General features: G+C 61.7%; 11 protein-coding genes. 2 read left to right on the top strand and 9 right to left on the bottom strand.

Going from position 1 to position 12,160, the window contains the following annotated elements; all coding sequences use genetic code 11:
- Positions 1 to 65 precede the first annotated feature (65 nt).
- Positions 66 to 788: a DUF1223 domain-containing protein gene (locus AWT76_RS07160; protein ID WP_072245742.1), complete on the bottom strand. Its 723-nt coding sequence runs from the start codon at positions 786 to 788 to the stop codon at positions 66 to 68.
- Positions 789 to 1,033: 245 nt separating this feature from the next.
- Between AWT76_RS07160 and acnA the strand changes: the two genes are divergently transcribed.
- A complete protein-coding gene (gene acnA / locus AWT76_RS07155; protein ID WP_072245741.1) occupies positions 1,034 to 3,784 on the top strand; it encodes an aconitate hydratase AcnA in 2,751 nt (916 codons plus the stop codon).
- Positions 3,785 to 3,882: 98 nt separating this feature from the next.
- On the top strand, positions 3,883 to 4,260 hold the full coding sequence (locus AWT76_RS07150; RefSeq protein WP_072245740.1) for a hypothetical protein: 378 nt from the start codon (positions 3,883 to 3,885) through the stop codon (positions 4,258 to 4,260).
- Here AWT76_RS07150 and AWT76_RS07145 read toward each other — a convergent pair.
- From AWT76_RS07145 to glmU, 8 genes are all read right to left on the bottom strand, one after another.
- Positions 4,257 to 5,981, bottom strand: a complete 1,725-nt coding sequence (locus AWT76_RS07145; protein WP_072245739.1) for a cation:proton antiporter — start codon at positions 5,979 to 5,981, stop codon at positions 4,257 to 4,259. The two genes, AWT76_RS07150 and AWT76_RS07145, sit on opposite strands and share 4 nt — an antisense overlap.
- 135 nt (positions 5,982 to 6,116) lie before the next feature.
- Positions 6,117 to 6,656, bottom strand: a complete 540-nt coding sequence (locus AWT76_RS07140) for a DsbE family thiol:disulfide interchange protein (protein ID WP_072245738.1) — start codon at positions 6,654 to 6,656, stop codon at positions 6,117 to 6,119.
- Entirely contained in the window at positions 6,649 to 6,807 is a 159-nt protein-coding gene (ccmD, locus tag AWT76_RS07135; protein WP_176699358.1) for a heme exporter protein CcmD, read from the bottom strand. The genes AWT76_RS07140 and ccmD overlap by 8 nt, the downstream gene beginning before the upstream one ends.
- Positions 6,804 to 7,535: a heme ABC transporter permease gene (locus tag AWT76_RS07130; RefSeq protein WP_072245737.1), complete on the bottom strand. Its 732-nt coding sequence runs from the start codon at positions 7,533 to 7,535 to the stop codon at positions 6,804 to 6,806. Before AWT76_RS07130 ends, ccmD begins: the two co-directional genes overlap by 4 nt.
- 51 nt (positions 7,536 to 7,586) lie before the next feature.
- On the bottom strand, positions 7,587 to 8,243 hold the full coding sequence (ccmB, locus tag AWT76_RS07125; RefSeq protein ID WP_072245736.1) for a heme exporter protein CcmB: 657 nt from the start codon (positions 8,241 to 8,243) through the stop codon (positions 7,587 to 7,589).
- Entirely contained in the window at positions 8,240 to 8,860 is a 621-nt protein-coding gene (ccmA, locus tag AWT76_RS07120; RefSeq protein ID WP_072247565.1) for a heme ABC exporter ATP-binding protein CcmA, read from the bottom strand. Before ccmA ends, ccmB begins: the two co-directional genes overlap by 4 nt.
- 46 nt (positions 8,861 to 8,906) lie before the next feature.
- On the bottom strand, positions 8,907 to 10,724 hold the full coding sequence (gene glmS / locus AWT76_RS07115) for a glutamine--fructose-6-phosphate transaminase (isomerizing) (protein ID WP_072245735.1): 1,818 nt from the start codon (positions 10,722 to 10,724) through the stop codon (positions 8,907 to 8,909).
- 4 nt (positions 10,725 to 10,728) lie between these two features.
- Positions 10,729 to 12,078, bottom strand: coding sequence for a bifunctional UDP-N-acetylglucosamine diphosphorylase/glucosamine-1-phosphate N-acetyltransferase GlmU (glmU, locus tag AWT76_RS07110; RefSeq protein ID WP_072245734.1), 1,350 nt, complete (start codon positions 12,076 to 12,078; stop codon positions 10,729 to 10,731).
- Positions 12,079 to 12,160 lie beyond the last annotated feature (82 nt).

Below are 12,160 nucleotides of genomic sequence, written 5' to 3'. Positions count from 1 at the left end.
GCGCTGTTCCCCGTCAATATGGGGTGCGCGCACCGCTCTGCCAAGGCACACCTTGCGTCAGCCCGTCAGGGATAGCGCGCGGCCCCAAGGACCGGCCCCTGACCTTGCTCTTGCACCAGAACGGCCATCCCGGAGCCTTGGGGCAGATTCTCTGTCACGGTATGGTTGAAGGGCTCCAACCCGTCCCACGCGCCCAGCATGTTCCAATCGGTCACGATGTTGCGATAGGTCAGGAAACGGCCCTCATTCTCTCCGGCCAGAATCTCGACAGTCGCCTCGTTCAGAAAGCGGACAAGCTGAACATCGACCGCATGGTCCAACCCCAACGGAGATTGCGCAGTGATCGTCACACCGCCGCCGTCGCGGGCCGTGATCTGAACGGACACCCGCCCGCCGCCGACCGGGTTCATGCGGTGTTCGGCGATTTGCGCCATGACCTGCATCGTGGCATTGCCCTGCACGTCATCCACGCCGCCAATGACCATTTGCGGGGTGTAGACGGATTTGCGCCCCATCTCGCGGGCATAGGCTTTTTGCCGCTCGCTGAACGCCGTTTTGCCAAAAGTGTCGGCCCAGCCAATATAGTCCCAGTAATCGACATGCAGCGCCAATGGCAAAATAGCGTCATGATCCGCCATCTGGTTGAGCAGTTCATCGGCCGGCGGGCAGGCCGCACAGCCTTGCGAGGTATAGAGTTCGACCACAACCGGGTTTTGCTGCGCCCATAGCGGACCGGCAGATCCGATCAGCGCGCAAAGGGCAAATGCTAAGGCAGAGTGCTGGCGCATGGGCTTTCCGTTCTGTTGGTGCGTTGCGATCTAACCACCCCCTTGCACAAGGGCCAATCAAGGTTTTGCGAGAAGTGCCTGCACGCTGCACATTGGCCACAGCGCGGGCGACACCGCAGGAAAACCGCAAAATTGTGCACAACGGTATACAAAAATGCGCAATAGCCCTTGATCGATACGGCGAGCAATGGCAAATGCAAGGGGCCAAGACCCCTGTCACCCAATTTAGCAGAAGGCTCAGCCAAATGACCATTACAGTCGGCCACGACAGCGCGGGTGCGCGCAAGACATTGACCGTCGCAGGCAAGAGCATTGCCTATTACTCCATCCCCGCCGCGCAGGCCGCAGGCTTGGGCGATTTCGCCAAGCTGCCCGCCGCGCTGAAAGTGGTGCTGGAAAACATGCTGCGGTTCGAGGACGGCAAGACGGTCACGACCGACGACATCCGCGCCTTTGCCGATTGGGCCACACAAGGCGGCAAGAACCCGCGCGAGATTGCCTACCGCCCTGCCCGCGTGCTGATGCAGGATTTCACCGGCGTGCCCGCCGTGGTTGACTTGGCCGCCATGCGTGACGGCATCAAAGCCTTGGGCGGCGATGCGCAAAAGATCAACCCGCTGAACCCGGTCGATCTGGTCATCGACCATTCGGTGATGATCGACGAATTCGGCAACCCGCGCGCCTTCCAGATGAACGTGGACCGCGAATATGAGCGCAATATCGAGCGCTACACCTTCCTGAAATGGGGCCAGAAGGCGTTCAACAATTTCCGCGTGGTGCCGCCGGGCACCGGCATCTGCCATCAGGTAAACCTTGAATATCTGGCGCAAACCGTCTGGACCGATACCGACCAGACCGGCGCTGAAGTGGCCTATCCCGACACGCTGGTGGGCACCGACAGCCACACCACCATGGTCAATGGTCTGGCCGTACTGGGCTGGGGTGTTGGCGGGATCGAGGCTGAAGCCGCAATGCTGGGCCAGCCTGTGTCGATGCTGATTCCCGAAGTTGTGGGCTTCAAGCTGACGGGTGCCATGGTCGAAGGCACCACCGCCACCGACTTGGTGCTGAAAGTGGTGCAGATGCTGCGCGCGCACGGCGTTGTGGGCAAATTCGTCGAATTCTACGGTCCGGGGCTGGACAACTTGCCGCTGGCGGACCGCGCCACCATTGCCAACATGGCCCCAGAATACGGCGCGACCTGTGGCTTCTTCCCGATTGACGATGAAACCCTGCGCTACCTGCGCCAGACCGGCCGCGACGAGGACCGCGTGGCGCTGGTCGAAGCCTATGCACGCGAAAACGGCTTCTGGCGCGGTGCCGATTACGCGCCGGTCTATACCAGCACGTTGGAATTGGACATGGGCAGCGTGGTGCCTGCCATTTCCGGCCCCAAGCGCCCGCAGGACCATACCCCGCTGGACCAAGCGGCCGCAAAGTTTCTGGACGTGGTGTCGGAGTATCGCGGTGTGGCTGCCACGACCGAGGCCGCCGAAATGGCAGATGAAGGCCCCGCGCCCACTGCGCCTGCCGACCCGCGTAAATCCGCCACCGTGACCGGAGAGGATTACACCCTGCGCGACGGCTCTGTCGTGATCGCGTCGATCACGTCCTGCACCAACACCTCGAACCCCTATGTGATGATCGGGGCCGGTCTGGTCGCGCGCAAAGCCCGCGCGCTGGGTCTGACCCGCAAGCCTTGGGTCAAAACCTCGCTCGCGCCCGGCTCTCAGGTCGTCTCTGCCTATCTGGAAGCCGCCGATCTGCAAGACGATCTGGACGCCATCGGCTTCAACCTTGTGGGCTATGGCTGCACCACCTGCATCGGCAATTCCGGCCCGCTGCAAGAGGAAATCTCGAAGGCGATCAACGACAATGACCTGATCGCCACGTCCGTTCTGTCGGGCAACCGCAACTTTGAAGGGCGCATCTCGCCCGATGTGCGCGCGAACTATCTTGCCAGCCCGCCCTTGGTCGTGGCCTATGCTCTGGCCGGTGACATGAATATCGACATCACCAAAGACCCGATCGCACAAACGCCAGAGGGGAAAGATGTCTACCTGAAAGACATCTGGCCCACGCAGAAAGAAGTGGCCGATCTGGTGGAAGCGACCGTCACGCGCGAAGCGTTCCAGTCGAAATATGCCGATGTGTTCAAGGGCGACGAAAAGTGGCAGGCCGTGCAGACGACCGACTCGGAAACCTATGACTGGCCAGCGTCGTCCACCTATATCCAGAACCCGCCCTATTTCCGGGGCATGGGGGCCGAAGCGGGCAGCATTTCCAACCTGAAAGGCGCGCGCATTCTGGCGCTGTTGGGCGATATGGTCACGACCGACCACATCAGCCCGGCGGGCAGCTTCAAGGCCAGCACCCCGGCTGGCCGCTATCTGGAAGAACGTCAGGTTCCGGTGCGCGAGTTCAACTCTTACGGCTCGCGCCGCGGCAACCACGAGGTGATGATGCGCGGCACCTTCGCCAATATCCGCATTCGCAACGCCATGCTGGACGGGGTCGAAGGCGGCTACACCAAGGGGCCAGATGGTCAGCAGACCAGTATTTTCGACGCCGCGATGGCCTATCAGGCCGAAGGCACGCCCTTGGTGGTGATCGGCGGCAAGGAATATGGCGCAGGCTCCAGCCGTGACTGGGCGGCCAAAGGCACAAACCTGCTGGGTGTGAAGGCCGTGATCGCGGAATCGTTTGAGCGTATCCACCGCTCCAACCTTGTCGGCATGGGCGTTATCCCGTTCGAATTCACCGGCGGCGACACCCGTGAAAGCCTTGGCCTGACGGGCGATGAAGTCATTAACATCAATGGCTTGGAGGATGACCTTAAGCCACTTTCCGAAGTGCCCTGCACCATCACTTACCCCGATGGCACGGAAAAGACGATCACCCTGAAATGCCGCATCGATACCGGCATAGAGAAGGAATATGTCGAACATGGCGGCGTGCTGCATTACGTGCTGCGCAACCTCGCCAAGGCCGCGTAAACGCTTCACAATCGCAACCGACCCCGGCGCGCCCACCCGCGCCGGGGTATTCCCTTGCCCGGCGCTTGGGCTACTGTGCCCCAAATTTCGGAGAGACCATGGCCACCCGCATCATCGCTTTCGTGTTCCTTGGGCTGTTTCTGGCCTTTGTTGCGGTGATGGCCTCTGTCACCTTCTTCGTGCGCGACCCGCTGCCGATTGTCGGTCCGAATCAACAGCTTGTGCTGGAAACCAACAAGATTACACCGCCCCGGCGCGCCGAAATCGCGGTCGATGGCGAATACAAGGTGCTTTTGACGGTCACACCGCTGGACGAGGCAGACCGCCTGCGCCTACGCTTTACCGACAGCGACGATATCCCGCTGGTGCAACAGGGCGAGGCTGCCGAAGCACAATTCACCCGCACCGGGCGCTGGGAACTTGTGCTGGTGTCGGGCGGCGCGGAAGAAGTGCTGGCCTTCGTGCTACGGGATTAGGTCGTTTCGCGTTCTTCAGATTCGATGGCCGGTATCGCCAGGCGTTCTTCGCTTTCAGCCCCGCACAGCAACTCAACCGCCCGGTCAGCAGCGTCATGGAACGGCTCCAGAACCACATCTGCCCCAGAGGCGAATAACTCCTCAGTATCGCGCGCATTATGCGATGCGACCGCAATGCGCCCCGGAAAGCCCGACATCCGGGTCAGTTGTATCAGCGTGCTGCGTGTATCTTCATGGCTAAGCCCGGTCGGGTGGATCGGCACGGTCGAGACGATCCATTTTGCATGGGGCAAGGGCAGTTCCGCCACGAATTCGGGGTCGCTGGCATCGCCGAATTCGGTTTCCAGCCCCAAGTTACGCCAACGCCTGATGGCGCTTGGGTTGAAATCCACCCCCAACACCTTGATGCCCCGTTTTTGCAACCGCAGCCCGATGGCCGTGCCAAACCGCCCCAAGCCGAAAATAATAACCTGATGATTGTCGTTGCGATGCATGCCAGCCTCTGACGGCTCTCGCGGCGTGCCCTTGCGCTCGAATATGCCAAGGTAGCGATCAAGCCGGGCATAAATCTGATGCGAGTAGGTAATCATATAGGTCGAGGCCGCGATGGTCACGAGGCCCACCATGGTCACAAGCCCCAGCGCATCCTCCTGCACATGGCCGATAGTCACACCCATCGCTATGAAGATCAGCGAAAATTCACTGATTTGGGCCACTGTCAGACCTGCCAGAAACCCCGTGCGCTTGCGGTAGCCCATCGCCCCCATGATGGCCAGCACGATCAGGGGGTTGCCGATCAGCACGAATAGCGAAAAGATAATCGCACCAAGCACATGCGTGCCCAGAAGCGACAGGTCCAGCCCCGACCCAAGCGCGATGAAAAAGAACAACAGCAGGAAATCGCGCAGCGGGGCCAGACGCGCGGCAATCGTTTCGCGATACGGGGTAGAGGCCAGCGCGACACCCGCCAACAGCCCCCCCACTTCCTTGCCCAGGCCCACCAGATCACCCACCGCTGCGAACATGGCGGCCATGGCAATGGCAAAGATCACCAGCAATTCCGGCGCATGGGCCAGCTTTTCGGTCAGCGGGTCCGCAGCATAGCGCACGAACAGGATGACAAGCCCAACCATGGCAACCCCGGACCCGAACACCATGGGCACCGAGCCACCGCCATGCCCATCCGCCGCAGCCCCGATCCCGATGGCCGACAGCACGATCATGGCCAGCACCACCACAAGGTCTTGCACGATCAAAAAACCAAGCGCGATCTGGCCGTGCAGGCTGTCAATCTCACGCTTGTCGGACAGCAGTTTCACGATGATGATGGTGGACGAGAATGTCAGCGCAATGGCGACATACAAGCTGGTGATATGCCCCAACCCAAGCGCAAGCCCGATCAGGTAGCCGAAAATCGACGTGAAGGCGACCTGCCCCAGACCTGTCAGCAAGGACACCGCCCCAAGCGATCGGATCAGTTTGACATCCAGCTTGATCCCGACAAGGAACAGCAGCACCGCGATTCCCAATTGCGACAGCAGCCCGATCTGGGCATCCGAGCGCACAAGGTCCAGCGCGGATGGTCCCGCGATCAACCCCACGGCTATGAAACTGACAATCAGGGGCTGACGCAGGATAATCCCGACAAAACCCGTTACGGCGGCCAGAACCAACAGTGCGGCAATCTCTGCAAAGGGGGATTGCGCAATGATATCAATCACGGTTCTGGTCCTTTCACGGGTCTATCCGCCCGCCTGTCATGCCTTGCCACCATTCAATCAGATTTTTGGCAGGACATTGATTTTGGTCAAACCTTTAACCGGAAGACCGGTTTTTGTGTTTAGATTCTTCGCGGGTCAGCGCGCCGCCGCGCGTTCCATCGCGGGGCGGATACGATTTTCCATGATCTCACGCGTGATGGGCCCGGCATAGCGGAATTCGATGGTGCCATCACCTGCAACCACAAAGGTTTCCGGCAGGCCCACGACGCCCCAATCCAGACCCGTGCGCGCAGCGGGGTCCGACCCGATGGCGGCGAAGGGGTCGCCCAGTTCCTCCAGGAAATCTTCCGCCTTATCGGCCTGATCGCGGTAATTCACGCCGTAAATGGTCGTGCCTTCCTGCGCCAGTTCTTCCAGAAACGGGTGTTCGGCGCGGCAGGGCGGGCACCATGTGGCCCAGAAATTGACTAGGGTCACCTCGCCTTCGCGCAGCATTGCGTCGGTCAGCAAGGTGCGCTCACCCAGTTGCTGCACGCCAAGTGCGGGCGCTTCCTGCCCGGCCCGCGCCGAAGGCAGGTCGTTGCGCCCTTCGCGGAAATTGCCGATATAGAACATCACCGCCAAACCAAGGAACAGCAGCGGCGGCAGCAGCATAAGCGGGCGGATTTTACCCATTCTTTCCTCGTTTCTGTTCGAACGCATCCAACTCGCGGCGCACCCGGCGACCGCGAACCACATACCAAAGCGCCAATGCCCCGATCAGGCCCAGTGACACAATATAGGCCGATGTCACTTCGACCGCGTATCGTCCAAGATCGGGCATCATGCCATGCGCTCCCGTGCGGCTATTGCTTTCATGCGGCGGGCGCGAATTTCGGTGCGCGTGCCGGTCAGCACCAGCGCCAGAAAGATCAGCCCAAAGCCCACCATGCAGGTGTAAAGCGGCGCTTTATAGGCCCAGTCCATCCGCGTGCCGGGCTGCACCGACAACGACGCGCCCTGATGCAAGCCTTGGTTCCAGAAGTTGGCTGCATAGCGCGACAACACTGCGAAAACCGACCCGACAAGGCATAGAACGGCGGTCAGATCCGCGCCTGTATCCGGGTCGTCGATTGCGGCCCACATGGCGATATAGCCCAAGTAGAACAGGAACAGGATCAGGAAGGATGTCAGGCGCGGGTCCCAAGCCCACCATGTGCCCCACATTGGCTGGCCCCAGACAGCACCTGTAATCAGCCCGATCACGGTCATCGTCGCCCCGATGGGGGCTGCCGCCCGCGCGGCCAAAGCACTGACATGGTGACGGCGGATCAGCCAGACCAAAGACGCCACCAGCATCATAACCCAAGCGTTGATCGCCATCATCGCGGCGGGAACGTGGATGAAAACGATCTTCACGGTAGAGCCTTGGCGGAAATCATCGGGCGTAAAGAAGAACCCCCAGATCAGCCCCGTGGTCGTGACAACTACAGCCGCCACCGCCACGATTGGCAACAGCCAATCGGTTGTGCGCATGAATTTCAGTGGGTTGGCGTATTCCCAGAGCGATGACATGAGGATTACCTATCTTTGCGTGGGTGGGCTCTCAAGCGAAACTGGCGCGGCTCACCGAAGGTTTATCCGGATCACATGCGCAGAGGCAAAGGGCAATAATGCCACAGCCCCCGCCGTGATCCCCGCCAGAAGCGCCAAAGGCGTGCCAACGGCAAGCCCTTGCGCCCCGCGAGAGACAACTTCGGCCCCGAATACCAGCGTCGGGATGTAAAGTGGAAGGACAAGCAACGACATCAACAACCCGCCGCGCTTCAGCCCGACGGTCAGCGCCGCACCGAACGTGCCGATGACCGACAGTGCCGGCGTGCCAAGTGTCAGCGAAAACAGCAGCCAGCCATAGGCAGGCACCGGCAGGTTAAGCAGCAGGCCCAGCACCGGAGAGACCAGCACCAGCGGCACGCCCGTGGTGATCCAATGCGCCAGCGCCTTTATGCTGACCACACCTTCCAGCGGCACAGGGGCGGTGGCCAGCAGGTCGAGCGAGCCATCCTCGTAATCCAGCGCGAAGATGCGGTCGAGCGACAAGAGGCAGGCCAGCAACGCGCCCACCCACAGGATACCCGGCGCGATCAACGACAGCGTGCCGCGCTCTGGCCCAACGCCCAGCGGCACCAGCACGGCCAATATCAGGAAAAACGCCAGCCCAAGGCCGAAGCCGCCGCCTGCGCGAAACGCCAAGCGCAGGTCGCGGAACAAAAGCGCGATCATAGGAAAGCCTCGTCAAAGGCACCTGACGGCTCTGGCAGGCGGGCCTTGTAAGGACCAAGCTCCAGCACCCGCGCTTCGGGCAGGCCAAGGTCGATATGCGTGGCCATCAACGCCATGCCGCCACTGGCCAAATGCCCGCGCACCACATCGGCAAACAGCGCGACAGATGCGGCGTCCAGCGACACAGTGGGTTCATCCAGCACCCAGACGGGGCGGCCCGTAACCATCAACCGCGCCAGACCCAGCCGCCGCTTTTGCCCCGCAGACAGGTTCTGCGCCGCACGCTCGGCCAGTGCGCGCAGGTTCATACGGTCCAGCGCGTGATCTATCGCGCGCGTGCCATAAATTGCGGCCCAAAAAGCAAGGTTTTCCGTCACGCTAAGCGTGGTTTTCAACCCATCGGCATGGCCCGCATAGGCGATCGTATCGGGCGGGCTGTCGATCTGCCCGGCAAGGGCCGGTTGCAGCCCGGCAATGGTGCGCAACGCGGTGGTCTTGCCGCAGCCATTCGGCCCGCGCAGCACCAGCGCCTGACCGGGGTCCAGCGCGAAACTGACCCCTTCCAGCAAGGGCAAGCCACCACGGGCGCAGGACAGGTTTGTTACCTTCAAGGACATGAATGTCCGCATAACCCGGTTCCGGCGGCAAGGGAAGTGATCTGGATCACTCTACCGTCACAGATTTCGCCAAATTGCGCGGTTGGTCCACATCGGTGCCGCGGTGTAATGCTGTATGATAGGCGATCAACTGCGCGGGCACCGCATAGACGATGGGCGCAATCAATTCAGGCACAGGTGGCATTTGCAGCGCATAGGGCACCTCGCCCGCGGCTTTCAGGCCCGCGGGGTCCGACACAAGCAGCACCTGCCCTTGCCGCGCCATGACCTCTTGCATGTTGGACACGGTCTTTTCGTACAAACCATCATGCGGGGCAAAGACGATCACCGGGAAATCCGCGTCAATCAGCGCGATGGGGCCGTGTTTCAACTCTCCTGCCGCATAAGCTTCGGCATGTATATAGCTGATTTCCTTTAGCTTTAGCGCACCCTCCAACGCCAGAGGATACATCGTGCCGCGCCCAAGGAACAGCACGTCGCGGGCTTGGCTCAGCATCTTGGTCAGGCGTTCGATCTCGCCTTCGCGGTCAAGGGCTTGCGCCATGAAACCGGGCAGGCTGCGCAGGTCTTCAAGCAGACGCGCGTAATCCTCGGCGCTCAAATGGCCACGCGCGCGCCCGGCTTCCAACGCCAGCACGGCCAGCACCAAAAGCTGTGCGGTAAACGCCTTGGTCGAGGCGACGCCAATTTCCGGCCCGGCATGGATGGGCAGCGCGATATCGCTTTCGCGCGCGATGGAAGATGTGGGCACATTCACCACCGATATGACCTGCGCCACATGCGATTTTACATGGCGCAACGCGGCCAAGGTGTCGGCGGTTTCGCCCGATTGGCTGACGAACAGCGCCATATTGTTCGGCCCCAGCACCGGGTCGCGGTAACGGTATTCGCTGGCGATATCCAATTCGACTGGCAGGCCCGCGTATTTCTCGAACCAGTATTTCGCCACCTGACAGGCATAGAAGGCCGTGCCGCAGGCGACCATAACCAGCCGGTCGGTGCGCACGAAATCCAGCCCCTCGGGCAGTTCCAGCGAATCGTTCTCCAGCCCGGAATAAAAGCCCAGTGCGGCTTTCAGGATTGCGGGTTGTTCGGCCATCTCTTTGGCCATGAAATGCTTGTGGCCCGATTTGTCGACCTGCGCGGTGTCAAGGTTTATGCGCGTCACGGGCCGGTTGGTCTGGTTCCCGTCCGCATCGAATATCTGCGCGCCGCCATGCGTCAGCACCGCCATGTCACCTTCTTCAAGGTAGGTGATACGGTCCGTCATCTCAGATAGCGCGATCGCGTCAGAGCCAAGGAACATTTCACCCGCGCCATGCCCGATGCACAGGGGCGAGCCGCGCCGCGCGCAGATGATCAGGTCATCCTCGCCGTCGAACACGAAAGCAAGCGCAAAGGCCCCTTCCAGCCGTGCCAGTGTTTCGCGCGCGGCTTGCAAGGGCGTGCGCCCTTGCTCCAGCAGGCGCGAGGTCAGTTGCACGATGGTTTCCGTGTCGGTCTGGCTGCTGAATTGCGCGCCTTCGGCGGTCAGTTCATCGCGCAGGGTGCGGAAATTCTCGATTATTCCGTTATGGACCACGGCGGCGCGGCCCGCGCGGTGGGGGTGGGCGTTTTCCACCGTTGGCCCACCATGCGTGGCCCAGCGCGTATGGCCAATGCCCACGCGGCCCGGCAGCGGGTCATGCACCAGTGTATCCGACAGGTTGACAAGTTTGCCCACCGCGCGGCGGCGGTCCAGCACGCCCTTGTTGACCGTGGCAATCCCAGCGCTGTCATAGCCGCGATATTCCAGCCGCTTCAGCGCCGACAGAATGGCGGGCGAGACTTCGTGTTTTCCCAGAATTCCGACAATGCCGCACATCTGCTCACCCTTTGTTTTGGTCCGCTTTGCGCGCACGCAAGCGGTCCATCAGCTTGCGCCCCAGCCCCGGCTTGATGGTCTGATCGGCACGCCCCAGCGCCAAAGCCCCCTCGGGCACATCGCGGGTAATGACCGACCCCGACCCGGTCAGCGCACCCGCACCCACCGTGACAGGCGCGACCAGCATGGTGGAAGACCCGATAAACGCGCCCTCGCCAATCGTGGTGCGATGCTTGAACACGCCGTCATAATTGCAGGTCACAGTGCCTGCGCCCAAATTGGCATATGCGCCCACATCGGCATCGCCGACATAGGACAGATGGTTGACCTTGGCACCCTCGCCCAATTGGGCATTCTTGATTTCCACGAAATTGCCGATGCGCACATCTTCGGCCAGTTCGGCACCGGGGCGCAGGCGCGCGTAAGGGCCGACCACTGCGCCACGGCTGACATGGCAGCCTTCCAGGTGGCTGAAGGCGCGGATTGTGGCGCCCGATTCGACTGTCACATCGGGGCCGAACACAACATAGGGTTCAATCACGCAATCGCGGCCCAGACAGGTATCTTGCGCGAAGATGACCGTGTCGGGCGCTTGCAGCGTGACGCCATTTTCCAACGCCTCTGCCCGCGCTTGCGCTTGAAAGGCCGCCTCGGCGGCGGCCAGTTCGGCGCGGGTGTTGATGCCCAAGGTCTCTGCCTCTGGGCAGGTGACCACCCCGGCGCTAAGGCCCCGCGCGCGCGCTAGTCCCACCACGTCGGTCAGGTAGTATTCACCCGCCGCGTTGTCATTGCCGACCTGTGCGATCAGGTCGAACAGCACCGCGCGATCGGCACATAGAACCCCGCTATTGCACAGCGTGATCGCGCGCTCGGCCTCTGTTGCGTCCTTGAATTCGACAATGCGCTCCAGCCGGTCGCCTTGCGCCACCAGCCGCCCGTAGCGCCCCGGATCGGCGGCATGAAACCCTAGCACCACCACATCATGCGCGGCGCGGGCGGCTTGCAGGGCTTCCAGCGTTTCGGGCCGGATGAAGGGGGTATCGCCATACAACACCACCACATCGCCGCCCTGCCCGTCCAGCGCCGCACGCGCCTGACCGACCGCATGGGCCGTGCCAAGCTGTTCGGTTTGGGTGACGATCCGGGCTTGCGGGTCTTCATCTGCGACCACGGCTGCGACCGCCTCTGCTCCGTGCCCGACAACCACGACCACGCGCGCCGGGTCCAGCGCACGGCCCGCGCGCATGGCATGCACCACCAGCGGGCAGGCGGCAAGTTTGTGCAGCACTTTCGGCAAGTCCGACTGCATGCGACTGCCCTGCCCGGCGGCCAGAATGACAAGTGAAATACCCATGCGCCCTCAATCCGTTTTGTTTTGTGCCTGAATGCGCGGAATGCCACGCCGGTGCAAGGCTTGGCACAATCACGGCTGATTT

Origin of the sequence: Roseibaca calidilacus (genome assembly GCF_001517585.1) — a bacterium.
Classification (GTDB): Bacteria; Pseudomonadota; Alphaproteobacteria; order Rhodobacterales; family Rhodobacteraceae; genus Roseinatronobacter; species Roseinatronobacter calidilacus.
This window is presented reverse-complemented; position numbering and strand designations above follow the sequence as displayed.

Excerpts from the sequence above, each read along its gene's own strand:
- ccmB (WP_072245736.1), bottom strand. The coding sequence starts at position 8,243 with ATGATCGCGCTTTTGTTCCGCGACCTGCGCTTGGCGTTTCGCGCAGGC.
- glmS (WP_072245735.1), bottom strand. The coding sequence starts at position 10,724 with ATGTGCGGCATTGTCGGAATTCTGGGAAAACACGAAGTCTCGCCCGCC.
- AWT76_RS07150 (WP_072245740.1), top strand. The coding sequence starts at position 3,883 with ATGGCCACCCGCATCATCGCTTTCGTGTTCCTTGGGCTGTTTCTGGCC.
- AWT76_RS07140 (WP_072245738.1), bottom strand. The coding sequence starts at position 6,656 with ATGGGTAAAATCCGCCCGCTTATGCTGCTGCCGCCGCTGCTGTTCCTT.
- AWT76_RS07160 (WP_072245742.1), bottom strand. The coding sequence starts at position 788 with ATGCGCCAGCACTCTGCCTTAGCATTTGCCCTTTGCGCGCTGATCGGA.
- acnA (WP_072245741.1), top strand. The coding sequence starts at position 1,034 with ATGACCATTACAGTCGGCCACGACAGCGCGGGTGCGCGCAAGACATTG.
- AWT76_RS07130 (WP_072245737.1), bottom strand. The coding sequence starts at position 7,535 with ATGTCATCGCTCTGGGAATACGCCAACCCACTGAAATTCATGCGCACA.
- glmU (WP_072245734.1), bottom strand. The coding sequence starts at position 12,078 with ATGGGTATTTCACTTGTCATTCTGGCCGCCGGGCAGGGCAGTCGCATG.
- ccmD (WP_176699358.1), bottom strand. The coding sequence starts at position 6,807 with ATGATGCCCGATCTTGGACGATACGCGGTCGAAGTGACATCGGCCTAT.
- ccmA (WP_072247565.1), bottom strand. The coding sequence starts at position 8,860 with ATGTCCTTGAAGGTAACAAACCTGTCCTGCGCCCGTGGTGGCTTGCCC.